The organism is Geodermatophilaceae bacterium NBWT11, assembly GCA_014218215.1.
Classification (GTDB): Bacteria; Actinomycetota; Actinomycetes; order Mycobacteriales; family Geodermatophilaceae; genus Klenkia.
Genome location: CP043652.1, coordinates 2,223,590 through 2,247,616 on the forward strand (window position 1 = coordinate 2,223,590; position 24,027 = coordinate 2,247,616).

Consider the following 24,027-nt stretch of genomic DNA (forward strand, 5'->3'; position numbering starts at 1 on the left):
CTCACACGTGGACGGGCTGGCCCGTCGCCTCCAGCACCGAGAGCCAGAGGTCCCCGCGGGGGTCGACCTGGTTCCGGGACGACGTCACCAGCGGGATGGGCAGGTTGACGAAGCGGCCGTGCCAGCGGCCGGCGACCGCCGCCGTCCGCCCGGCCATCGCCGCGTGCACCGCGGCCTGGGCGAGGCGGGTGCAGTAGACCGAGTCGTGGCTGTTGGCCGGGACGCTGCGGATGGCGTAGCCGGGGTCGACGTAGCGCAGCTGGAACTGCTTGTCGGCGGCGGCGAGGTGGCCGGTGAGCCGGTCGCGGAGCAGCGCGCCGATGTCGTGCAGCTTGGCGTTGCCCGAGGGGTCGGTCTCCTCGCTGCCGGCGAACAGCTCCTGCCCGGCGCCCTCGGCGACCACGATCAGCGCGTGGTTCTGCCGGTCGAGGGTGCGTTCCACGTGCGCCAGCACCCCGCGCTCGCCCTCCAGCGGCATCTGCACCTCGGGGATGAGCACGAGGTCGACGTCGTCGCTGGCCAGGGTCGCGTAGGCGGCGATGAACCCGGAGTGCCGGCCCATCAGCTTCACCAGGCCCACCCCGCCCGGGTGCGAGCGCGCCTCGGTGGCCGCCGCCCGGATCGACTCCGCGGCGCGGCCGAACGCCGTCTGGAACCCGAAGCTGCGGTCGATCCACGGGATGTCGTTGTCGATCGTCTTGGGGACGCCGACCACCGCGATCGGCAGCCCCCGTCGCTGCGCCTCGTCGGCGATGGTCTGCGCCCCGCGCAGCGACCCGTCACCGCCGACCACGAACAGGACGTCGATCCGGCGCAGCCGCAGCGTCTCGACCATCACCCTGGGGTCCTGGCCACCGCGCGAGGTGCCCAGCACCGTGCCGCCCTGCTGGTTGATCCACCGCACCGAGTCCGGCGTCAGCACCATCGGCTCCGCGCCGTAGGGCGTCAGGCCCTGGTAGCCGTCCCGGAAGCCCAGCACCTGGTGCACGCCGTAGTGCTCGGCCAGCTCGTCGACCAGCCCGCGGATCACGTTGTTCAGCCCAGGGCACAGCCCGCCGCAGGTCACGATGCCGACCTTGGTGCGCTTGGGGTCGAAGAACAGCTTGCGGCGCGGGCCCCCGGGCTCGAACGTGGGCAGCTCCTCCACCGGCACGCCGCGGCGCATCGCCACGCCCAGCGTGCCGTCCACCAGCACCCGGTCGTGCTCGCCGACGTAGTGCATCGACTCGCCGCGCTCGAGCAGCCCGCCGTCCAGCGGGGAGTGGAACGTGAGCTCGCCGAGGGTGCGCACCTCGAGATCCGCCGCCGTCAGCTGCAGCTGTTCGCCCGTGTCCACGAGGTAGATCATCCCGGGTCGCTGTTGCGGGCCGGTCACGGGCACGCTGGCCCCGTGCCGATGTCTCCCTACGTCGCCGGGATGCGTGCCCGGATCGGCGACGACCTGCTGCTCCTGCCCACCATCGCGGTTGCCGTCTTCGACGACGCCGGCCGCCTGCTGATGGCCGAACACGTCGAGGGCGGCCGCTGGTCGGTGATCGGCGGCGGCGTCGAACCCGACGAGGACCCTGCCGACGCGGCCCGCCGCGAGGTCGCCGAGGAGGTCGGGCTGGCCGTCGAGCTGCGCGGCATCGTCGGCGTCTACGGCGGCCCCGACTGCCGCAACCACTACGCCAACGGGCACCAGGTCGCCTTCGTCGCCGCGCTCTTCGCCGCGTCGCTGGTGGGCGAGGTGCCGGGGACGACGGACGGCGAGATCAGCGCCACCGGCTGGTTCGACGAGCCCGGCGTCGCCGCCCTGGACACCCCCGACTGGACCCGCCGCGCCGTCGCCGACGCCTTCGGCTGGTGGCGGACGCACGGAACAGCGCCCGGGCAGCCCTCGTTCGACCGGGCGTGACCTTCTCCCTGGCCGTGCTGGGCGACTCGATCGCCTACGGCACCGGCGCCTCCAGCCCGGCCGACGCGATCGGGCCGCGGCTGGTGCGGGCGCTGGCCGAGGACGACGTCGACGCCGCGCTGCAGGTGGTCGCCGTCCCCGGGTCGGTGTCGGCGGGGCTGGCCGCCCAGCTGCGCCAGGTCGCCCGGGCCGACCTCGCGATCGTCGTCGTGGGGTCCAACGACCTGACCCGGCTCGTCCCGCCGGCCACCGCGGCCGCGCTGCTGGGCGATGCCGTCCGGGCGCTGCGGCTGCTGGGTGCCGACGTCCTCGCCGTCCCCGCACCGGACCTGTCCACCGTGCCGTGGGTGCCGCCGGCGCTGCACTCACTGGTGAGCAGCGCCAGCGGGGAGCTGCGGCGCCGGCAGACCGAGGCGGTCCGGGCGGCCGGCGGGGTGGCGGTGCCGATCGCCGACGACCTGTCGGCCCGCTTCAAGGCCCAGCCGGCGCTGTTCGCCGCCGACCACTTCCACCCGTCGTCGGCGGGCTACGCGCTCATCGCCGAGGCGCTGGCGCCCGTCGTCCGCTCGATCGCCCGGGCGCGCACCGCGGCCTGAGGTCAGTCCTCCTCGTCGGCCTCCCGCGCCTTGAGCTCGCGGGTGGCCATGCCGCCCGTGCCGCCCTCGTCGTGCGGGCCGGGGTGCAGCTGGGCCTCGGCGTCGTCCTTCTCCGGCTCGGTCATCCGCCCACCCTGGCCCGGCCTGCTCCATCGCGCAGGCCGAGCCGCCGTCGTCAGAGCTTGTCGAACTCGTTGAACGACGCCCCGCCCGAGAGCGTCGCGTAGCCCGGGCCGCGGTCGAAGAAGGGCTCGTCCCCGGTCCGCTCGGCGCGCATCGAGGAGCGCAGGGCGTCGGTCGCGGTGAGGTCGGCGTCCCCGTCGTCGTCGATCACCACGCCGTAGTCCCGCCGGGCGCCGGCGACGGACACCTTCAGCCAGGCGATGTCCTGCAGCACCTCCTCGACCGGGCGCTCCAGCGGGTCGCCCCAGCCGCCGCCCCCCGTCGTCCGGACGCGGACGACCGTGCCGGCCTTCAGCGGCTCGGCGTCGGCGAGGGCGTCGACCTCGTGCTCGTCGGGGCCGCCGGGGTCGACGGTGATCTGGAAGGGCTGGCCGGCCTTGCCGCCCTTGACGCCCCAGCAGGCCAGGATCGAGCGGTCCGCGATGGACATGAAGTGCGCGTCGCGGAGCACCCGGATGTGCTTCTCGTAGCCGCAGCCACCGCGGTACCGGCCGGCGCCGCCGGAGTCCAGCGCCAGGCCCAGGGCCTCGATGCGCAGCGGGAAGCGGCCCTCGGTGAACTCGGTGGGCAGGTTCCGGGAGTCCGGGACGACGTGGATGGTGTCCTCGCCGTCGGCGTAGTAGCGCCCGCCGGAGCCGCCGCCGAGCACCTCGCGCATGAGGTAGGACTCGCCGTTGGCGTCGGTGCCGTAGACACCGGTGTAGCGGATCGTCTCCTGGTCGGCGGGCATCCGGCCACCGGTGGCCTTGGCCAGCACACCGGCCAGCACGCCCAGCAGCCGCAGGATCACGAACGTGCGGGCGTTGGTGGGTGCGGGGAACACCGGGGTGAGCAGCGTGCCCTTCTCCGGGAAGCGCATCTCGATCAGCGGCACGACGCCCTCGTTGACGTCGAGCTCGGCCATCCGCTCCGGGGTGGCCGCCAGGTTGCGCAGCACCGGGGCCAGCCACTTCTTGAGGAAGTTGCCGTCGGAGTAGTCGCCGCAGTGGTTGATCGGGCCCTTGGCCTGGGGGCCGGTGCCGGTGAAGTCGATGACCAGCGGCACCTCGGCGGTGCTGTCCATCGTCAGCGTGATCCGCTGGCGGTGCAGCATCGGCTCGTCCACGCCGTCGTGCTCGGCGTAGTCCTCCCAGACGTAGGTGCCGTCGGGGATCTGGCTGAGGATCTCGGTGCGGTAGACCTCGGTCGAGTTCGACAGGATCGCGTCGAAGCAGGCCTCCACGGCCTCCACCCCGTACCGCTCGAACAGCTCACCGAGCCGGCGGGCACCGGACAGGCAGGCCGAGCACTCGGCGTCGAGGTCGGCGGCCAGCGAGTCGGGCATCCGGGAGTTGCGCGTCATGATCTTGAGCGCGCTCTCGTTCGGGACGCCGCGGTCCCACAGCTTGATCGGGGGGACCATCAGGCCCTCCTCGAACATGCTGGTGGCCGCCGAGGGCATCGAGCCCGGGACGGCACCGCCGATGTCGTCGTGGTGCCCGAATGCCTGCACGAACGCCACCACCGCGCCGCCGGCGAACACCGGCACGGTCACGCAGAGGTCGGGCAGGTGGCCGATCCCGCCCTCGGAGAGGTAGACGTCGTTGTGGAAGAAGACGTCGCCCACGTTCATCTGGTCGATCGGGTAGTCCCGGACGACGGGCTGCACCAGCGCGGAGTAGGAGCGACCGGTGAGCTTGCGCAGCTTGCGGTCGTGGATCCCGGCCCGGAAGTCGTGCGCGTCGCGGATCATCGGCGAGCGCGAGGTGCGGCCGATGGCGGTCTCCACCTCCATCTCGATCGCGGCCAGCGTGCCCGCGACGATCTCGACGAGCACCGGGTCGGCGGCAACGGCGGTCATCAGGACTCCTTGGTGAGCAGCAGGTTGGCGAACGGGTCGACGGTCGCGCGGAAGCCGGGGTGCACCGGGACGGTGGAGCCGAACTCCTCCACGATCGCCGGGCCGGCGACGACGTCGCCGGGCTGGAGCTCGGTGCGGGTGTAGGTGGGGGTGTCGACCCACTCCGTGTCGAAGAAGACCCGGCGCGAGCCGGAGACGGCGTCGGCGACCGACCCCGACGTCCGCTCGGGGGCCGGGACCATCGCCGGACGACGGATCGGGCCGATCCCGCTGACCCGCAGGTTCACCCACTCCACGGCCTGGCGGGGGTCGGCGGCGAAGTCGTAGCCGTAGAGCTGGCGGTGCGCGGCGTGGAAGGCCGCGGCGACCTCGTCGAGGTCCTCGCCGTGCACGGGCACCCGCACCTCGAAGGCCTGGCCGACGTAGCGCAGGTCCGCCGTCCGCTGCATCTTCTGCTCGTCGCGGGTGAAGCCCTCGCCGTCCAGTGCGGTCGCGGCCTGGGCCTCGAGCGCGGCGAACGCGGCGCCGACCGCGGCCGGGTCCAGCGCGGTGTGCCGGGTGACCATCGTCTGCACGTAGTCGTTGCGCACGTCCACGGTGAGCAGCCCGAACGCGCTGACGTTGCCCGGGTTCGGCGGCACCAGGGTGCGCGGCAGGCCCAGCACGTCCATCAGCCGGCAGGCCAGCAGCGAGCCCGAGCCGCCGAAGGTGGTCAGGGTGAAGTCGCGGACGTCGAGACCGCGGGCCACGGTGACCTGGCGCAGCGCGTTGGCCTGGTTCCAGGCCGAGATCTCCAGGATGCCGGTGGCCGCGCGCTCCAGGGACAGGTCGAGCTTCCCGCCCAGCTCCTCGAGGCCGCCGCGGGCCGCTTCGACCGACAGCGGGATCTCCCCGCCCAGCAGGTGCGGGGGGATCCGGCCGAGCACGACGTGGGCGTCGGTGACGGTGGGCTCGGGGCCGCGGCTGGGGTAGCACATCGGGCCCGGGTCGGCGCCGGCCGAGCGGGGGCCGACCTTGAGCGTGCCCTCGGGGGACAGCCAGGCGATGGAACCACCGCCGGCGCCCACGGTGACGACGTCGATCATCGGGATCTTGGACGGGTAGTCGCCCACGGTGCCCTCGGTGGTGAGCGCGGGCTCGCCGTCGATGACCACGGTGACGTCGGTGGACGTGCCGCCGCCGTCGCAGGTGAGGATCCGGTCGAACCCGGCGGTGCCGGCGATGAGCGCGGCACCCAGGGCGCCGGCGGCCGGGCCGGAGAGCATCGTGGTGATCGGCTGGTGCACGACCTCTTCGGCGGACAGCACGCCGCCGTTGCTCTTCATCACGTAGAACGGAACGTCGGGGGCGAGCTCGTCCAGGCGGCGGCGGATGTTGGTGACGTAGGCGGCCACCTTGGGCTTCACCGCGGCGTCGACCAGCGTGGTCACCGACCGCTCGTACTCGCGGTACTCCCGCAGCACGCCGGAGGAGATGGAGACGACGCAGTCGGGGTGTTCCACGTGGAGCACGTCGAGCATGGCGCGCTCGTGGGTGTCGTTGGCATAGGCGTGCAGGAAGCAGACCCCGACGGTGGTGATCCCGGCGTCCTTGAAGAACCGGGCGGCCGCGACGGCCTGCTCGCGGTCGAAGGGGCGCACCTCGGCGCCGGTGTGGTCCAGCCGCCCGCCGACGGTCTTCACCAGGTCGGCCGGCACGATCCGGGGCGGCTTGACCCAGAAGTAGCTGTTGCCGTAGCCGTCGGGCACCGACTGGCGGGCGATCTCCAGCACCGAGGCGTAGCCCTCGGTGGTGATGAACCCGATCCGGTCGAGCTTGCCCTCGAGCAACTGGTTGGTGGCCACCGTCGTGCCGTGGCTGACCGCCTCGATCGCCGCGGCGGCGTCGGTGATGCCCAGCATGTCCAGGACCTTCTGGACGCCGGCGAGGAACCCGTCGGCCGGGTTGCCCGGGGTGGAGGGCGTCTTCGTCGTCGTCGTCGCGCCGGTCTCCTCGTCCACCGCCACCACGTCGGTGAAGGTGCCGCCGGTGTCGATGCCGATGCGTACGCGCCTGCTCGTCATGGATTTACCTTAGCGATGAGAGACCCGGAGCGGAAGGTGCTCGACGGGATGACGCGTGTGTCCTGGGGTTGCACGTACCGCCGCCGACCGGCATCCTCTTACCTGTGACCAACGGTCACACGCACTGTTCCCGGACAGCGGAGGACCCAGCGATGACCAGCACCCTGCCGAACGCCACCACCGACGAGCTCACCGGCGTCTTCCACGCCGGGGCCCGGGACGGCGAGGAGGTCGCGCGCCGGCTCCTGGACTCCGCCGCCCAGCTCTCCTACGACCCGAGCACCGAGGTCGACTGGGACGAGCCGCTGGGCGAGGGTCTGCACGGGCTGAACCCGGAGTGGAGCACCCTCTACGGCACGCCCCTGTGGGACGAGATGACCGAGGAGCAGCGGGTCACGCTCACCCGGCACGAGGTCGCCTCGATCATGAGCACCGGCATCTGGTTCGAGATGATCCTGCAGCAGATGCTGCTGCGGGAGCACTACGCCGGGGACGCCACCCGCAAGGACTTCCAGTTCGCGCTCACCGAGATCGCCGACGAGTGCCGCCACTCGATCATGTTCGCCCGGGCCTGCGAGAAGCTCGGCGCCACCGGCTACGCGCCCAAGCGCAGCGGCATCGAGCTGGGTCGGTTCTTCAAGACCGTCGCCGGCGCCGAGCGGGCCTTCGGGGCCGCCCTGGTCGCCGAGGAGGTCCTCGACGTCATGCAGCGCGACTGGATGCGGGGCGAGGACGTCCTCCCGATGATCCGCACGACCAGCCGGATCCACGTGGTCGAGGAGTCCCGGCACATGACCTACGCCCGGCAGGAGATGCGGGAGTCGCTCGTCGGGGCCTCGAAGCCCCGGCTGCGCGCCTCGGCCCTGCTGATCGCCATCGTGACCTCGGTGGTGGTGACGAACCTGGTGCACCGCGACGTCTACACCGCCGCCGGGCTGGACGCCGACCGGGCCGAGCGCGAGGCCGCGGCCAACAAGCACCACCACGCGATGATGCGCACCAGCAGCCGGCACCTGATGGCCTTCCTCGGCGAGTGCGGGCTGCTGACCGGTGCCGCGGTGGCTGTCTACCGCCGCCTGCACATGCTCTGAGGACGACGACGACATGGCGTTCGCGATCACCCAGAACTGCTGCTCGGACGCCTCCTGCGTCTCGGTCTGCCCGGTCAACTGCATCCACCCCACGCCCGACGAGCCGGAGTTCGGCCACACCGAGACGCTGTACGTCGACCCGGCCACCTGCATCGACTGCGGCGCCTGCGCCGACGCCTGCCCGGTGGACGCCATCGCCCCCACCTGGGTGCTCCGGCCCGACCAGCAGGTGTTCGCCCAGGTCAACGCCGACTGGTTCACCCGGCCCGACGCACCGGCGGCCCCGGTGTGGGATGCCCCGCGCTTCCCGACCGTGGACCTGTCGAAGGTGGGCAGGCTGGAGGTCGCCGTCGTCGGCACCGGGCCGGCCGCCGTCTACGCGGCCCAGTCGATCCTGCGGGCCACCGAGGCCCGGGTGACCTTCCTCGAGCGGCTCGGGACGCCGGGCGGACTGGCCCGCTGGGGCGTGGCCCCGGACCACCCGGGCACCCGGCGGGTGCTCGAGCACACCACCGCGGTGCTCCGGCACCCCCGGGTCACCCTGCGCACCGGCGTCGAGGTCGGTCGTGACGTCACCCCGGCCGAGCTCGCCGCCCGCTACGACGCCGTCCTCTACGCCACCGGTGCCGCCGGGGACCGGGCGCTGGACGTGCCGGGGCAGGAGCTGGCCGGCAGCGTCTCGGCCCGCGAGGTCGTCAACTGGTACACCGGCCACCCCGAGGCGGCGCCGGTCGACCTGACCCGGGTGCAGCGGGTCGTCGTCGTCGGCACCGGGAACGTCGCGCTCGACGTGGCCCGGATGCTCGCCGGGGACGTCGGCCGGCTGGCCGGCACCGAGACCTCCCCGGCCGCGCTCGAGGCGCTGCGCACCAGCGCGTTGCGCGAGGTGGTGGTGGTCGGCCGTCGCGGTGCCGAGGACGCCGCCTGCAGCCGGTCGGAGCTCCGCGCGCTGACCCACCTGGCCGGCGTCCGCACCGTGCTCGCCGGGGAGGCCCCCGACGGCGCGGCCCCCGGCAGCCTGGGCGAGCTGTTCGCCGGGCTCCACCGGTTCGACGACGACCTGTCGGCCGCCCCCGGGCCCGGCCGCCGGATCGTGTTCGCCTTCGACCGGGCCACCACCGAGCTGGTCGGGAGCGAGCGGGTCGAGGGCATCACCCTGACCGGCAGCGAGGGGAGCACGACCGTCCCCACCGAGCTGGTGGTGCGGGCGATCGGCCACCGCGGCACGGAGCTGCCGGGACTGCCCTTCGACGAGGAGCTCGGCCGGGTGCCGCACAGGGCCGGTCGGGTGACCGGCGGACCCACCGGCACCTACGTCGTCGGCTGGGCCAAGCGCGGGCCCTCGGGCGGCATCGGTGCCAACCGCGCCGACGCCGAGGAGACCGTGGACTCCCTGCTGGCCGACGCCGCCGCCGGCCTCATCGGCCGGCGGTAGCGCCGGGGGCAGCGCCGGGACTCAGCCCTGGGCCAGCTCGGCCACGTGCTGCCACTCCTGCCAGCCGGCCAGGCGCTTCTCGTAGTCGGCGGTGGCGATGCCCAGCGGGGCCGAGCCGAAGAAGACCCGCAGCGGCGGGTTCTCGGCGTCCACGACCTGGAGCACCGCGGCGGCGGAGGCGGCCGGGTCGCCGGGGGAGGAGACCCGGGCCTTGCGCTGCTCGGCGGCCTTCTCCCGGAACGTGTCGTAGGCCGGGTTCGGCGTGGCGTGCTTGGCCGAGGCGCCGCCCCAGTCGGTGTCGAACCCGCCGGGCTCGATGAGCGTCACGTGCACGCCGAAGTCGGCGACCTCGGCAGCCAGGGCCTGGGAGAAGCCCTCCAGGGCCCACTTGGAGGCGTTGTAGACCCCGATGTTCGGGAACGCGGAGATCCCGCCGATGCTCGAGACCTGCAGCACGTGGCCCGAGCCCTGTGCGCGCAGGAAGGGCAGCGCGGCCTGGGTGACCCAGAAGGCGCCGAACACGTTGGTCTCGAACTGGGCGCGGACCTCGGCCTCGGAGGCCTCCTCGATCATCCCGAACTGGCCGTAGCCGGCGTTGTTGACCACGACGTCGAGCCGGCCGAAGTGCGCGTGGGCCTGCTCGACGGCCGCGAACACCGCGGTCCGGTCGTCCACGTCGAGCCGGATCGGGAGGAGCCGGTCGCCGAAGCGCGCGGCGAGGTCGTCCAGGGAGGCGGTGTCCCGCGCGGTGGCGGCGACTGCGTCCCCGCGCTCGAGGGCGGCGATGGACCACTCGCGACCGAAACCGCGGGAGGCCCCGGTGATGAACCAGGTCTTGGGCATGTCAGGCCCAGCGCATCAACCGGCCGGACTGTTCCGTACCGACGCCCGCAGCACGTTCTTCTGGATCTTCCCGGTGGGGGTGCGAGGCAGCTCCTGGACCAGCACCAGCGACTCCGGGTACTTCTGCCGGGCGATGCCGAGCCCGTCGAGGAACGTGGTGAGCGACGCCAGGGTCACCGTCGCCCCGGCCCGGGGGACGACGACGGCGCAGCCCCGCTCGGTCAGCACCGGGTCCGGCACGGCCACCACCGCGACGTCGGCGACGTCGGGGTGCCGGTACAGCAGGTCCTCGACCTCCTTGGCGCTGATGTTCTCCCCGCCGCGCAGGATCAGGTCCTTGCTGCGGCCGGTGACGGTGAGGAACCCGGCCTCGTCGACCCGGCCCAGGTCCCCGGTGGCGAACCAGCCGTCGGCGTCCACCACCTGCCGGTCGAGGCCGTGGTAGCCCAGGAACATCTCCGGGGCCCGGGCCCGCAGGTGGCCGACCGTGCCGGCCGGCACCTCGCGCTCCTCGTCGTCCACCACCCGCAGCTCACCGAGGCCGACCACCCGGCCGTCGGTGTCCGCGCGCAGGTCGGCCGGGTCGTCGGCGTGCCCGGCGGTGACGGTGGGGATCTCGGTGGAGCCGTAGACCCGGACCACCGTGCAGTCCAGGTCGCGGGCGGCCTCCCGCACCAGCTCGGGCGGCACGTCGGCCCCGCCGCAGCCGAACACCCGCAGGGACGAGGACGCCGGCCGGGCCGGGGAGTGCGTCAGCCCGTGCAGGAACGGGGTGGCTGCGACCGTGACGCTGCAGCCCTCGGCCTCGATCAGCGCCCAGCCGCGCTCCGGGGACCAGACGTCGCAGAACACGACCGCGGTGCCCAGCAGCGACGCCAGGTGGAAGCCGTAGAGCACCCCGGTCACGTGCGCGACCGGCGAGGCCGCGAGCACGACGTCGTCCCCGGTGAGCTGCAGGTGGGCGACCATGCTGCGGTCCTCGTGGCCGAGGGTGTCGTGGCTGTGCACGGCGCCCTTGGGGTCGGACTCGGTGCCCGAGGTGTAGAGCAGGCACACCGGGTCGCCGCTGGTGCGCCCCGGCTCGGCGTGCCCGCCCTCGGTGGTCGAGAGCAGCTCGTCGAAGCCGGGCGCGCGGGCGGTCACCACGTGCTCGAGGGCCGGGCAGTCCGCCCGCAGCCGCTGCGCCATCGCGGTGTGGTCGCACCCGCGGAACACCCCGGGGACGACGAGCACCCGCGCCCCGCCCGAGCGCAGCGCGAACCGCATCTCGGAGTCCCGCAGGATCGGCATCAGCGGGTTGCTCACCGCGCCGAGCCGGATCGCGGCCAGGTGGACGACGAGCGCCTCCCACCAGTTGGGCAGCTGCTGGGCCACGACGTCCCCGGGCCCGACGCCGAGCCGGCGCAGCCCCGCGGTCGCCCGCACCACCCGGTCGTCGAGCTCGGCGTAGGTCAGCCGGACGTCGCCGTCGACCAGGGCGAGCCGGTCGGGGTCGGCACCGGAGACCCAGGCGTCGAGCAGCGTGCCGTCGTACGCGCCGGCGGCGGTCCACCGCTCCCGGACGGCGTCCGACGCGCGCGGGAAGGTGCTCACGCCAGGGTCTGCTTCGCCCGCTCGGCCAGCAGGAACTTGCGGGGCCGACCGGACGGCGTCAGCGGGATCTGGTCCGGTGCGATGGCCAGCACGTGCCGGGGCACCTTGTACCGGGCCAGCCGCTGCGCGGCGAAGGCCAGCACCTCGGCGGCGTCCAGCTCGGCGCCCGGGGCCAGCACCACCCAGGCGACGCCGACCTCGCCCATCCGCTCGTCGGGCAGCGGGACGACCAGCGCCGTGGTGATCCCGGGGTGCTCGGCCAGGACCACCTCGACGTCCCCGGGCACCACCTGCTCCCCGCCGCAGCGGTAGCAGTCCTTGACCCGGCCGGCCAGCCGCAGCCACCCGTCGGCGTCCACCGAGCCCAGGTCGCCGGTGCGCAGCCACCCGTCGGCGGTGAAGGTCGCGGCGTCGGCGGCCGGGTTCTCGAAGTAGCCGGTGATCACGCCGGGGCCGCGGGCCAGCAGCTCGCCGACCGCGCCGGGCTCCAGCGGCTCCCCGGTCACCGGGTCCGCGGTGCGGTAGACGACCAGCCGTCGGTCCAGCGCGGGGTCCCCGGCGACGCCGGCGTCCCGCACCCGGCCGTTCGTGGTGCGCCGCCGGTCCGGCGGGTCCTCCGGGCGGGTGCACGTGGTGGAGGCCGTCGTCTCGCTCTGCCCGTAGCCGGTGACCACCTCGACGTCACCGAACACCTCGTCGATGGCGTCCCAGATGCCGGCGGGGGACACCCCGCCGGAGGAGAACAGGTGGGTCAGCGACGACACGTCGTGCACGTTCTCCCGCAGCTCGGCCAGCACCGCCAGCGTCATCGTGGGGATGAGCAGCGCGTCGTCACAGCGGTGCTCCTCGATCGCGGCCACGGTGCTCGCCGCGTCGAAGGACAGCTGCGCGACCAGCGAGCCGCCCACGAACGGCACCGTCAGCAGGCCCTCGACGAAGCCGTACACGTGGTACATCGGCAGCGAGAACGTCAGCCGGTGGCCGTCGGCGAAGGCCCGGCCGAACACCGAGGAGAACGCCGCCCGCAGCAGCATGTCGTGGGTGAGCGGCACGCCCTTGGGCTCGCCGGTCGTGCCCGAGGTGAACAGCAGCACCGCGGCGTCGTCCGGGTCCCCGGTGGACTCCTGCAGCGGCGCGGTCTCGGAGAGCGCGGCCAGCGTCGTCGTCCCCTTGCGGGGCAGCGCCTGCCCGGTCTCCACGACGACGACGTGCCGCAGCTCGGGCAGCGACTCCCCGCCCCCGGCGGTCTCCCAGCCCGGGGCCAGCTCGTCGAGCATCGCCAGGTGGTCGGTGCCCCGGAAGGAGTCCATGACCACCAGTGCGACGGCGTGCGAGCGGCGCAGCACGAAGCCGAGCTCCGCCGTCCGGTTCAGGAAGTTGATCGGGACGGCGGTGACCCCCAGCCGGCTCAGCGCGTGGGTGACCACCGGGAACTCCGCGTAGTTGGCCAGCACCACCCCCACGTGGTCCCCGGCCCGCACCCCCAGCCCGGCCAGTCCGGCGGCCAGCCGGCGGGAGCGCTCGGCGACCTCGGCGTACGTCCACCGCACCCGGTCGGTGATCACGAACGGCCGGTCGGCGAACTCGGTGCAGGCGTGGTCCAGCGCGCCGGACAGCGTCCGCGGCGTCCACGTCGGGAAGCGCTCCTCCAGCAGCTCGCGCCGCCGGGCGGGGGAGAGCGGGTGTGCGGTCACCGGGCGGCCGCCGTGAGGTGGAACCCGTCGTAGCCGTCGGCCACGACCTTGTCCAGGACCCGGGTGTAGCCCCGCACCCCGCCGACGTAGGGCGTGAACACCCGTGGCTTGCCGGGCACGTCGTCCCCCATGTAGTAGCTGCGGGCCTGCGGGTAGAGCGTGGCCTCGGCCCGTTCGTTGACGTGGTCGACCCACCGGTCCTGGGCGGCGGCATCGGCCTCGATCACGTCCGCGCCCCGTTCCCCGGCGGCCTGGAGCAGGTCGGCCACCCAGTCGACGTGCTGCTCGATGCTCAGCAGGACGTTCGACAGCAGCGAGGGGCTGCCGGGGCCGGCGATGACGAACAGGTTGGGGAACCCGGCCACCTGGACGCCCAGGTAGGTGCGCGGCCCGCCCGACCACGCCTCGCGCAGCGTGAGCCCGTCCCGGCCGACGATCTCGGGCTTCAGCAGCGCCCCGGTCATCGCGTCGAACCCGGTGGCGAAGACGACGACGTCGAGCTCGACCTCCCGCTCGGTGGTCTGCAGCCCCCGCGGGGTGAAGCCGGTGACCGGGGTGTCCCGCACGTCGACCAGGTCGACGTCGTCCCGGTTGAAGGTCTCGAAGTACCCCGAGTCCACCGGCGGCCGCTTGGCCCCGAAGGGGTAGCCCTCGGGCAGCAGGTGCGGCAGCAGCTCGGGCTTGGTCACCTTCTCGGTGATCTTGGCCCGGACGAAGTCCGCGACGGTGGCGTTGGCCGCCTCGTCGAGCATCAGGTCGCGGTAGGCCAGCAGGAACCCGAAGCCGGTGGTCGGCCACTGCTCCTCGTAGTGCCGGCGGCGCTCCTCGGGGTCCACCTCGAGGGCGGACTCCCGGCTGACCGGGAAGCTCAGCCCGGTCGGGGAGGTGCGCGCGGCCTCCCGTCGCTCCCGGTAGACGGCCTTGACCGCGGCGTCCTCGGCGTCGTCCACGGGTGCGTTGGTGGCCGGGATGGAGAAGTTCGGGGTGCGCTGGAAGACGGTGAGGTGCGCGGCCTGTTCGGCGACGACGGGGATGAGCTGGGTGCCCGACGACCCGGTCCCGATGACGCCGACCCGCTTCCCGGTGAGGTCGACGCCCTCCTTCGGCCACCGGGCGGTGTGCAGCACGGTGCCGGTGAAGTCGTCCTGCCCGGGCAGCTCGGGGTCCTTGGGCACGCTCAGCTGGCCGGTGGCCATGACCACGAAGCGGGCCCGCCAGGCGCCGGCCGTGGTCTCCACGTCCCACCCGCCGTCGCCGAACACCATCCGGGTCACCCGGGTGTGCAGGTGCACGTCGCGGGCCAGGTCGAAGCGCTCCACCACGTGGTCGACGTAGCGCAGGATCTCCGGCTGGGTCGCGTAGCGCTCGGTCCAGCGCCACTCCTGCTCCAGGTCGGGGTCGAAGCCGTAGGAGTAGTCGTGGCTGCGGACGTCGCAGCGCGCCCCGGGATAGCGGTTCCAGTGCCACACGCCACCGATCCCGTCCCCGGCCTCCAGCACGGCCACGCTGTGCCCGCGCTCGCGCAGCGTGTGCAACGCGCGCAGACCGGCGAAGCCGGCTCCCACCACCACGACGTCGACGTCGGTCATGGGGCGACTGTGGCCCTGGACACGTCGGGCTGTCAACACCTACGTTGGCGTTGACGACAGCCGGGACGACGACGGAGGAACCGACATGGGCCGCAGGGTGCCGACACCATCGATGCTCACCTACGAGAAGGAGGGCCGGATCGCCACCATGACGCTGAACCGGCCCGACCGGGGCAACGCGCTGTGCCGGCAGCTGCGCGACGAGATGGACGACGTCCTCGACGACCTGGACAGCGACGACGACACCCGGGTGCTCATCGTCGCCAGCAACGGAAGAAACTTCTGCACCGGCTACGACCTGTCCGAGTGGGGCTACCTCTGGGGCACCGGTGAGCCCTCGCGGCCCGAGGACAGCCGCCCGCACCGCCGCGCCCCCATCTTCAGCCGCCGCGAGTTCCACGAGTCCCGCGAGCGCTGGATGCGGCTGTGGCGCATCCGGCAGGCCACCGTCGGCGTCGTCCGCGGAGCCTGCGTGGCCGGCGGGCTGGACCTGGCCGGCGTCCTCGACGTGGTGTTCGCCGCCGACGACGCGACCTTCGGCCAGCCCGAGGCCCGCACGATGGGCGAGATCCACACCTTTGGCATGTGGCCGGTGCACCTGGGCATGCGCAAGACCAAGGAGTGGCTGTTCACCGGCGACTCGATGACCGGCACCGAGGCCGAGCAGTACGGCCTGGTGAACAAGGCCGTCCCCGCCGACGAGGTGATGGCGGTGGCCCGCACCTACGCCGAGCGGATCAGCCACGTGCCGCTGGAGATGCTCTACAGCCACAAGGAGGCCACCAACCGCTGGTGGGACGCGATGGGCATCGCCTCGGCGATCGCCGCGGCCAACGACGCCGACGCGATGGCGATCGCCGGGCCCGCGATGGCGGACTTCGAGCGCATCCAGCGGGCCGACGGCGTCCGGGCCGCGGTCGAGGACCGGGACGAGCCGTTCAGCCACCACCGCACCTACTGGGAGGCCTACCAGGCCGGTCGCGCGGCGGAGCGCGCGTCCCGGGAGTGAGGTGAGCTCCCCCGAGCCCTCCAGCGACCTCGGTCGGCGCCGGGCCGCCCGGCGGGACTCCGGCAAGCCCGCGTTCGCCGAGCGCCGGGCCGAGATCGTCACGGCCGCGGCCCGGGTCTTCTCGGGCCGCGGCTACGCCCGGACGACGCTGGCCGACGTCGCCGCCGAGCTCGGCATGGACCGGGCCTCGCTCTACCACTACGTGGGCAGCAAGCAGGAGCTCTTCCAGGACGTCGTCGGCGAGACGGTGGAGCGCAACGCCGAGCGCGCCGAGGCGATCGCGGCCGGCCCGGGGACGCCTGCGGACAAGCTGCGTGAGCTGGTCACCGAGATGATGGCCAGCTACGCCCGCAGCCACCCGTTCCTCTACGTCTACCTGCAGGAGGACCTGCGCGCCGTCACCCCGGACCGCTCGGAGTGGGCCCAGCACATGCGGCGGGTCAACAAGCGCTACGAGAACGCCGTGGTGGCCATCGTGGCGGCCGGGGCCGACGACGGGACCTTCGCCGTCCGTGGTGACCCGTACGTCGTCGCAGCCGGGGTGATCGGGATGGTGTCCTGGACCAACCGCTGGTTCGACCCCGGGACGTCGGCGTTCACCGCCGCCGAGATCGCCCGGACCTACGCCGACACGCTCGTGCTGGGGCTGTCCGCGGGCTGAACGCACGAGCGCCCCTCCCGACCGTGGTCGGGAGGGGCGCTCGCAGGGTGCGGGGTGGGTCAGCGCTGCTGGCCGCCCTGACCCTGGTCGCCCTCGAGCCGCTCGTAGCCGGTGGCCCGGGGGAGCTGCTGGGTGCCCGGGTCCTCCTGCTGGACCGGGGGCTGGGCGTAGGCCTGCGAGGGGTCCGGGACCGGGACGGCCTCGGTGGAGTACCCCTGCGGCTGGCCGTACTGCTGCTGCTGGCCCTCGGGCTGGCCGTAGCGCTGGCCCTCGGCGCCGTACTGCTCGGTCACGCCCTGGCCGTAGCGCTGGCCCTGGTCGCCGTAGGCCTGGCTGGGGTCGCCGCCCTGCTGCTGGTCGTAGGGCTGCTGGCCGTAGGCGCTGGCGCCGTACTGCTGGCCGGCCTGCGGCTGGCCGTACTGCTGCTGGCCGGCGTACTGCTGGGCCTGCTGGTCGCCGTACTGCGGCTGCCCCTGCTGGGGCTCGGGGCGGTACTGCTGGGCCTCCTGGCGCAGGGCCTCACGCGGGGAGCTGGCGTTGGCCGCCTCGCGCTTCATGTTCGGGGCCTCGGCCTCGACCTTGGACAGCGCGTTCTCCCAGCGCTGGCGCATCGGCACGATGCCACCACCACCGACGGCCACGACGACGACGCCGACGAGCGCGGCGAGCGTGGCGTAGAGGACGGCGTTGACCACGTTCTGGGCGATCTCGAGCTGGTTCAGCGCGGCGATGACACCCAGGGCCAGGATCACCGTGGAGGCGACGTTGGCCAGGATCTTGCCGTAGGACAGCGAGCCCAGGGTGTTCTGCACCAGGAGCTTGACGCCGGCGGCGATCGCAGCGGCGATCACCAGGATCAGGATCGCGACGAAGACCTTGGGCAGGTAGCCGATGATCGCCGACAGGTAGTCGCTGATCGGGTTCTGGCCGAAGACACCGAACGCCGTGGACAGCACGAAGAGCATGACCGCGTAGAAGACGATCTTCGCGAGGATCTGCGAGGCGTCGTACTGCGAGTTCTGCAGGGCCTTCTTGATGCCGCCGCGCTCGACCGCCCGGTCGAAGCCGACCTTCTCGAGCACCTTGACCAGCACCTTCTCCAGCGCCTTGGCGATGAAGTAGCCGATGGCCAGGATGATGATGAACAAGAGCAGTGCGGGGAGGAACGCCACGACGTTGTCGAGTGCGTTCCGGAAAGAGTCGCCCATGGGCGCATGCCTCCGTCGGTGAGGTGCGCCGCGGGTGCGGCGTCGTCGGGGCTCACTGCCCCGTGATCGACTCCGGCAACCCCCCAGTGATCATCTGGTGCGGAACCGTTCCGTTGCCCCCGGACGAGAAAGGCGCTTCTCGTCAGCCCGGCCGGGTCAGGCCCGGCGGCCCAGCAGGTACCCCACGAGGACACCGAGCAGCGTGAGCACCCCACCACCGGCGGCGGCCAGGGCCAGCTCGGCCGGGGCGGACCCGCCGGCGGCGGTGGCTGCGGGGGCGGCGAACCGGGTGGCCGGGGCAGGCGCAGCGGCAGGTGCGGCCGATCCGGTCTGTGCGGCGGTGTCGCTGACCGCGGCGGCGGAGGGCGTCACGTTCGCGTTCGCCGGGGCGGCCGGCGCCGGGGCGGTGCCGGTGAGCTCGGCGTCGATGGCGGAGAAGAACTGCCCGGCCAGCCGCTTGGCGACCCCGGTGATCATCCGCTGGCCCACCCCGGCCACGGCGCCACCGACCACGGCGTCCGCGTCGTAGGTCAGCCTGGTGCCGCCCTCGACCTCCTCCAGGGTGATCGGCACGGTGGCCCGCACCGAGCCGGGCCCGCCGGAGCCCGAGGCGTGCATGACGTAGCGGGTGGGCTCGGTCTTGTCGGTCAGCTTGACCTCGCCGGCGTAGACGCCGCGGATCGCGCCGACGCCGACCGAGACGGTCATCGCGTACTCGTCCTCGCCGGTGCGCTCCAGGCCCTGGCAGCCGGGGATGGTGCGGGCCAACACCGCGGGGTCGGTGATCGCGGCCCACACGGCGGCGGGGGGAGCGGACAGGGTGGCGGTGCCGTCGAGCTTCACGCGGGGACTCCAGGGATGGCGGCGGGGACGCGCTCGGCGTCGGGGGAGCGGACGAGGTCGTAGAGCTCGGTGGGGCTGATCGGCATCGCGGCGATCCGGAGACCGATCGCGTCCTCGATGGCCGAGGCGATGCAGGCGGTGCCCGGGATGACGCCGGCCTCACCGGCGCCCTTGAGGCCCAGCGGGTTCAGCGGGGACGGGGTCTCCTGGTGGTCGATGACCACGTCGGGGACCTCGCTGGCGTAGGGCATCAGGAAGTCCATGAACGAGGCGTTCTGCAGCTGGCCGTCGCTGTCGTAGGCCATCCGCTCGTAGAGCGCCCCGCCCACGCCCTGGGCGACCCCGCCGTGCACCTGGCCCTCGACGATCATCGGGTTCACGATGTTCCCGCAGTCGTGCACGACGGCGTAGTCGACGACGTCGATCTCCCAGGTGGTCGGGTCGATCTCCACCACCGCGGCGTGTGCGCCCGAGGCGAAGGTCGACCGGATCGGGGAGTAGTAGTCGACGTGCTCCAGGCCGGGGGCGTCGCCGACGGCGACCGGGGGCTTGCTGTCGTCGCCGGGGCCGGCGAACTGGGTGGCCTGCCGGGCGGCCTCGTCGAAGGCGTACCGCAGCGGGTTCGACAGCACGGCCACGGTGCGCAGCGGGATCGCCGTCCCGGGCGTGCCCTTGACCTGCACCACGCCCTCGTCGATCTCGAGGTCGTCGACGTCGGCCTCGAGGATCTCCGCGGCGATCCGCAGCGCCTTGGCGCGCACCCCGCGGGCGGCGAGGGCGATGGCGTTGCCGCTCATCACCGCCGCGCGGGAGGCGAAGGTGCCCACGGCGTAGCCGAAGCGCCGGGTGTCGCCGGTGGTGACCTCGACGTCCTCGATCGGGACGCCCAGCTCGTGCGCCACGATCTGCGCGAAGGCCGTCTCGTGACCCTGGCCCTGGCTGGTCAGCCCGGTGGAGACCAGCACCTTGCCCGAGCCCAGCACCTGCACGTGGCCGCCCTCGTAGGGGCCGGGGCCGGTGCCCTCGACGTACATGGCCATCCCGATGCCCAGCTGCTTGCCGCGGGAGGCGGCCTCGGCCCGGCGCTCCTCGGCGCGGTCCCAGCCGACCAGGGCGACCAGCTTGTCCAGCAGGCCCTCGTAGTCACCGGAGTCGTAGATGACCGGCCGGCCGTCCTGGAACGTCAGGTGGTGGTCGTAGGGGAACTGGTCCTTGCCGATCAGGTTGCGGCGGCGCACCTCGGCCCGGTCGAGCCCGAGGTGCTGGGCGATCCGGTCCATCGTGCGTTCCATCGCGTAGCAGCCCTGGGGGCGACCGGCGCCGCGGTAGGGCGTGACGATGACGGTGTTGGTGTAGACGCTGTCGATCCGCACCCGGTAGACCGGGACGGCGTACGGGCCCACCAGCTGGGTGGCCGTCACGATCGGCACGATGATCCCGTAGGGCGTGTACGCGCCGTTGTCGTGCCAGGCGCGGACGTCCAGCGCGGTCACCCGGCCCTCGTCGTCGTAGCCGACGGTGATCTCCTGGCGCTGTTCGCGCTCGTGCGCGGAGGAGATGAAGTGCTCGCGACGGTCCTCGGCCCAGTGCACGGGCTGGCCGAGCGCGATGGCGGCCATCGGCACCAGCAGCTCCTCGGGCCACGGGTGCACGATCTTGACGCCGAACCCGCCGCCGACGTCGGGCGCGACGACCTCGACCTTCTCCAGCGACAGCTGCAGCTTGGCGGCGATCGCGGCCCGCACCGAGGTGGAGGCCTGGGTGGAGGTGTGCACCCGCAGCGAGGAGTCGTCGTGGTTCCACACCGCGTGCACGCCCTTGCCCTCCATCGGCATGCAGGCGCTGCGCTCGATGTACTGGGTGAAGGACAGCGTGTGCGTCGAGGCGGCCAGCGCGGCCTCGACGTCGCCGGTCTCCTGGTGGTGCCGGGCGGCCACGTTGTCCGGGACGTCCTCGTGCACCGCGTGCACGGCGGCCCGGGAGGCGTCGACGCCCACGACGACCGGCAGCTCCTCGTAGGTGACGACGATCCGGTCGCAGACGTCCTCGGCGACGTAGCGGTCGGTGGCCACCACCATCACGACGGCCTCGCCCACGTGCTGGACGACATCGCGGGCCAGCGGGAAGCCGGTGCGCGGGGCGGTGAGCTGGGGGTGCGGGATGAGCACGGGGAGCGGCTCGGCCATCGGGCCGAACAGGTCCTCGTAGGTGTAGACGGCGACGACGCCCTCGACGTCCAGCGCGCCGTCGACCTCGATGCCGGTGATCCGGGCGTGCGCGTAGGGGCTGCGCACGAAGGCGGCGGCGAGCGCGCCGTGCCCGATGTCGTCGGTGTAGCGCCCGCGGCCAGTGATCAGCCGCAGGTCCTCTCGCCGGCGGACCGGCTCGCCCATCAGCTTCGTGGTCACTCCGCGGCCTCCTTCATGAGGCCCGCGGCGTGCCGGCAGGCCTTCTTGATGTTGGCGTAGCCGGTGCACCGGCAGAGGTTGCCGCCGACGATCTCGTCGACCTCGTCCTCGGTGATGTCGGTGCTCTGGTCGCGGGCCTCGAGCCCGGCGGCCATGGTCATCAGGAAGCCGGGGGTGCAGAACCCGCACTGCAGGGCGTGGCACTCGCGGAAGGCGGTCTGCACCGGGTGCAGCACCTCGCCGCCCCGGCCGTCGTCCCGGGCCAGGCCCTCGACGGTGGTGACGGCCTTGCCGTCCACCTGCACGGCGAGCACCAGGCAGGAGCGCATCGGCTGCCCGTCGACCAGCACCGTGCAGGCGCCGCAGACGCCGTGCTCGCAGCCCACGTGGGTACCGGTCAGCTCGAGGTCGTGGCGCAGCGCGTCGGACAGCAGCCGGCGGACCGGGACCGTCGTTTCACGTGGCACACCGTTGACGGTGACGGAGATGGTGCGCTCGGTGGAGACGCTCATCGGTTCTGTGCCTCCTGGGCGGCGCGGGCGAGGGTGCGTTCGGTGAGGACGCCGACCAGCAGCCGGCGGTAGTCCGCGCTGGCGTGCAGGTCGCCGTCCGGGTCGACGAGGGTGCGGGCCAGGGCGCCGGCGGCGGCCCAGTCGGCGGTGTCGGCGGACTGGCCGGCGACGGCCTCGGTGAGGTCGTGCACCTCGGGCACCAGCCCGACGGAGATGTAGGACGCCCGGGCGGAGGTGACCCTCGAGTCGTGGTCGAGGGTGACCGTCACGCCGGCGCCGCAGACGGCGTAGTCGCCCTTGCGGCGGGAGATCTCCTCGAACGCGGTGCCGGTGCGGGCGGGCAGAGCGGGGAAGAAGGCGTCGGTGACGACGGCCGGGCCGTGCACCGAGGTCTCCAGCGGGCCGACGAAGAAGTCCGCCCAGTCCACGACGGAGGACCCGGCCGGCGTGGCGACGGTGACCGAGCCACCGGTCAGCGCCAGCACCGAGGTCATCTCCCCGGAGGGGTCGGCGTGCGCGATCGAGCCGACGGTGGTGCCGCGGTTGCGGATCGCCGGGTGGGCGACGTTCGCGGTGGCGCGGGCCAGCAGCGGCTGGACCGCGGCGGCACCGGCGTGGTGCAGCAGGTCCACGTGCCGCACCAGGGCCCCGACCCGGACACCGTCGTCGCTCACGACGACGGTGTCCAGGTCGGGCACCCGGTTGATGTCCACGAGCGTGGTCGGCGAGGCCAACCGCATGGACAACAGGGGGAGCAGTGACTGCCCTCCGGCCATCACCTTGGCGCCCTCGCCCTCGCTCTGGAGGACGGACAGCGCCTCGCCGAGCGAGGTGGGGTCGGCGTAGCCGAAGGGTGCGGGCTTCACTGCGTGCGGGTCTCCTTCACGGTGCCTGTCTGTGCGTCCAGCGACGAGGGGTCGGCGGCGCCGTCGGTGGTGTGCGCACCGGTCGCGCCCAGGGCGGGGCCGGTGCCGTGCCGGAAGCCGTCCTCGGCGTCCAGCGAGTCCTTCATCTCCCGGGGCGCGAGGGCCCGGGCCAGGTGCCAGCCGCCGACGGCGACGATGGTGCCCAGCGAGATGCCCGACAGCGAGAAGTTGTCGGTGACCTGGAGGTTGACGTTGCCGATGCCGATGATGATCCCGGCCGCGAGCGGCACGAGGTTGATCGGGTTGGCGAAGTCGACCCGGTTCTCCTTCCAGATCTTGGCGCCCAGCAGACCGATCATCCCGTAGAGGACGACGGTGATGCCGCCGAGGACGGCACCCGGGGTCGCGTTGACCACGGCGCCGAACTTGGGCACCAGGCCGAGCACGATGGCCACGATCGCGGCCACGTAGTAGGCGGCCGTGGAGTAGACCCGGGTGGCGGCCATGACGCCGATGTTCTCGGCGTAGGTGGTCGTGGGGGAGCCACCGACGGAGCTGGCGAGCACGGTGCCGACGCCGTCGGCGAAGACCGCGCGGCCCATGACCGGGTCGAGGTTGCGCTTGGTCATCTCACCGACGGCCTTGACGTGCCCGGCGTTCTCGGCGACGAGCGCGATGACCGCGGGCAGCACCAGCAGGGAGAAGTTCACCGAGAAGCTGGGGGCGGTGAAGGTGGGCAGCCCGAACCAGTCGGCCTGGCCGATCCCGTCGAGGTTGACCCGGTCGTGCGCGCTGACCACGCCGGCGCCGTCGGGGGCGGTGATCTGGCCGATGCTCGCGTCGAGCACCAGGGAGAGCACGTAGCCGAAGACCAGGCCGAGCAGGATGGAGATGCGCGACCAGAAGCCGCGCAGCGCCAGGGACACCACGACGACGAAGGCCATGGTGGCGAAGGCGACCCACTGGTCCTGGGGCCAGTACGTCTGGGCCGCGACCGGGGCCAGGTTGAAGCCGATCAGGAGCACCACGGCGCCGGTGACGGCGGGGGGGAGCACCTTGTTGACCACGACCGGACCGGCCTGCTGGATCACCAGGCCGACGATCATCAGGACGACGCCGGAGACCAGGATCGCGCCGACCACGTCGCCGCTGTCACCGCCGCCGGCCCGTACCGCGGCCACGCCGCCGACGAACGCCGCCGAGGTGCCCAGGTACGAGGGCACCTTCCCCTGCACGATCAGCAGGAAGACGATCGTCGCGATCCCGCTCATCATGATCGCGAGGTTGGCGTCCAGGCCCATGATCAGCGGGAAGACGAAGGTCGCACCGAACATGGCGACGACGTGCTGCGCGCCGATCCCGACCGTCAGCGGCCACGACAGCCGCTCGTCGGGGGCCACGGCCTGACCGGGCGGCGGGGTCTTCCCGTCGCCGTACAGCTTCCACCCGAACGCCATGGTTCCTCCTGCTCGTGACGGCAACTCGCCGCAGCCGGCGGGCTCGATCCCACCGGGAGCGGTCACTGTGACACCGACCACCGACAGTCCGGAAGTACCTCAGCGCTAAATCTTCGTGCCGGGATCATTGCATCCGGATTTCCCTCACCGCTGAGACACTTCCGCCTGTAGCGTCCGGACGGTGAGTGCCCCCACAGCAGCGGCCGGCGACCTCCAGCAGGTGCCCCGGCACGTCTCCC

General features: G+C 73.0%; 19 protein-coding genes. 6 read left to right on the plus strand and 13 right to left on the minus strand.

Annotation, left to right across the window (positions count from 1 at the left end):
• Position 1 precedes the first annotated feature (1 nt).
• Positions 2-1,348, minus strand: a complete 1,347-nt coding sequence (locus tag F1C76_10725) for an ATP-dependent 6-phosphofructokinase (protein ID QNG37000.1) — start codon at positions 1,346-1,348, stop codon at positions 2-4.
• 42 nt (positions 1,349-1,390) lie between these two features.
• Here F1C76_10725 and F1C76_10730 point away from each other — a divergent pair, with 42 nt between their 5' ends.
• A complete protein-coding gene (locus F1C76_10730; GenBank protein QNG37001.1) occupies positions 1,391-1,897 on the plus strand; it encodes an NUDIX domain-containing protein in 507 nt (168 codons plus the stop codon).
• The gene (locus tag F1C76_10735; protein QNG37002.1) at positions 1,894-2,493 is read left to right on the plus strand and encodes an SGNH/GDSL hydrolase family protein; all 600 of its coding nucleotides are present in this window, start codon (positions 1,894-1,896) and stop codon (positions 2,491-2,493) included. Before F1C76_10730 ends, F1C76_10735 begins: the two co-directional genes overlap by 4 nt.
• A gap of 175 nt (positions 2,494-2,668) precedes the next feature.
• On the opposite strand, the gene F1C76_10740 is transcribed toward F1C76_10735, so the two are convergent.
• Positions 2,669-4,516 carry a hydantoinase B/oxoprolinase family protein gene (locus F1C76_10740; GenBank protein QNG37003.1) on the minus strand — a complete coding sequence of 616 codons (1,848 nt, stop codon included), beginning with the start codon at positions 4,514-4,516 and terminating at the stop codon, positions 2,669-2,671.
• Complete coding sequence (locus F1C76_10745; GenBank protein ID QNG37004.1) at positions 4,516-6,579, minus strand: hydantoinase/oxoprolinase family protein; 2,064 nt, start codon at positions 6,577-6,579, stop codon at positions 4,516-4,518. Before F1C76_10745 ends, F1C76_10740 begins: the two co-directional genes overlap by 1 nt.
• A gap of 152 nt (positions 6,580-6,731) precedes the next feature.
• Here F1C76_10745 and F1C76_10750 point away from each other — a divergent pair, with 152 nt between their 5' ends.
• Positions 6,732-7,670 carry a diiron oxygenase gene (locus tag F1C76_10750; protein ID QNG37005.1) on the plus strand — a complete coding sequence of 313 codons (939 nt, stop codon included), beginning with the start codon at positions 6,732-6,734 and terminating at the stop codon, positions 7,668-7,670.
• Between the two features lie 13 nt (positions 7,671-7,683).
• Positions 7,684-9,105: a 4Fe-4S dicluster domain-containing protein gene (locus F1C76_10755; GenBank protein QNG37006.1), complete on the plus strand. Its 1,422-nt coding sequence runs from the start codon at positions 7,684-7,686 to the stop codon at positions 9,103-9,105.
• Between the two features lie 21 nt (positions 9,106-9,126).
• Here the strand turns inward: F1C76_10755 and F1C76_10760 are convergent, their stop codons facing one another.
• The 4 genes from F1C76_10760 to F1C76_10775 are packed head-to-tail and all read right to left on the minus strand — an operon-like array spanning position 9,127 to position 14,824.
• Positions 9,127-9,948, minus strand: coding sequence for an SDR family oxidoreductase (locus tag F1C76_10760; protein ID QNG37007.1), 822 nt, complete (start codon positions 9,946-9,948; stop codon positions 9,127-9,129).
• Between the two features lie 15 nt (positions 9,949-9,963).
• Positions 9,964-11,541 (minus strand): AMP-binding protein, encoded by a 1,578-nt coding sequence (locus tag F1C76_10765; protein ID QNG37008.1) that lies wholly within the window; start codon positions 11,539-11,541, stop codon positions 9,964-9,966.
• On the minus strand, positions 11,538-13,235 hold the full coding sequence (locus tag F1C76_10770) for an acyl--CoA ligase (protein ID QNG37009.1): 1,698 nt from the start codon (positions 13,233-13,235) through the stop codon (positions 11,538-11,540). The genes F1C76_10765 and F1C76_10770 overlap by 4 nt, the downstream gene beginning before the upstream one ends.
• Positions 13,232-14,824, minus strand: coding sequence for an NAD(P)/FAD-dependent oxidoreductase (locus F1C76_10775; protein QNG37010.1), 1,593 nt, complete (start codon positions 14,822-14,824; stop codon positions 13,232-13,234). The genes F1C76_10770 and F1C76_10775 overlap by 4 nt, the downstream gene beginning before the upstream one ends.
• On the opposite strand from F1C76_10775, the gene F1C76_10780 reads away from it, so the two are divergent.
• Together F1C76_10780 and F1C76_10785 are read left to right on the plus strand one after the other, a co-directional pair.
• A complete protein-coding gene (locus F1C76_10780; protein ID QNG37011.1) occupies positions 14,823-15,833 on the plus strand; it encodes a hypothetical protein in 1,011 nt (336 codons plus the stop codon). The genes F1C76_10775 and F1C76_10780 overlap by 2 nt on opposite strands.
• 1 nt (position 15,834) lies before the next feature.
• A complete protein-coding gene (locus tag F1C76_10785; protein ID QNG37012.1) occupies positions 15,835-16,494 on the plus strand; it encodes a TetR/AcrR family transcriptional regulator in 660 nt (219 codons plus the stop codon).
• Positions 16,495-16,553: 59 nt separating this feature from the next.
• Here F1C76_10785 and F1C76_10790 read toward each other — a convergent pair whose 3' ends face one another.
• The 6 genes from F1C76_10790 to F1C76_10815 all read right to left on the minus strand — a co-directional run bounded on the left by F1C76_10790 (position 16,554) and on the right by F1C76_10815 (position 23,788).
• Positions 16,554-17,702 carry a hypothetical protein gene (locus tag F1C76_10790; GenBank protein ID QNG37013.1) on the minus strand — a complete coding sequence of 383 codons (1,149 nt, stop codon included), beginning with the start codon at positions 17,700-17,702 and terminating at the stop codon, positions 16,554-16,556.
• 156 nt (positions 17,703-17,858) lie between these two features.
• Positions 17,859-18,545 (minus strand): carbon monoxide dehydrogenase subunit G, encoded by a 687-nt coding sequence (locus tag F1C76_10795; protein QNG37014.1) that lies wholly within the window; start codon positions 18,543-18,545, stop codon positions 17,859-17,861.
• Positions 18,542-20,953 carry a xanthine dehydrogenase family protein gene (locus F1C76_10800; protein ID QNG37015.1) on the minus strand — a complete coding sequence of 804 codons (2,412 nt, stop codon included), beginning with the start codon at positions 20,951-20,953 and terminating at the stop codon, positions 18,542-18,544. The genes F1C76_10795 and F1C76_10800 overlap by 4 nt, the downstream gene beginning before the upstream one ends.
• Complete coding sequence (locus F1C76_10805; GenBank protein QNG37016.1) at positions 20,950-21,465, minus strand: (2Fe-2S)-binding protein; 516 nt, start codon at positions 21,463-21,465, stop codon at positions 20,950-20,952. The genes F1C76_10800 and F1C76_10805 overlap by 4 nt, the downstream gene beginning before the upstream one ends.
• Positions 21,462-22,331, minus strand: a complete 870-nt coding sequence (locus F1C76_10810) for a xanthine dehydrogenase family protein subunit M (protein QNG37017.1) — start codon at positions 22,329-22,331, stop codon at positions 21,462-21,464. The genes F1C76_10805 and F1C76_10810 overlap by 4 nt, the downstream gene beginning before the upstream one ends.
• Positions 22,328-23,788, minus strand: coding sequence for a nitrate reductase (locus tag F1C76_10815; GenBank protein ID QNG37018.1), 1,461 nt, complete (start codon positions 23,786-23,788; stop codon positions 22,328-22,330). The genes F1C76_10810 and F1C76_10815 overlap by 4 nt, the downstream gene beginning before the upstream one ends.
• Positions 23,789-24,027 lie beyond the last annotated feature (239 nt).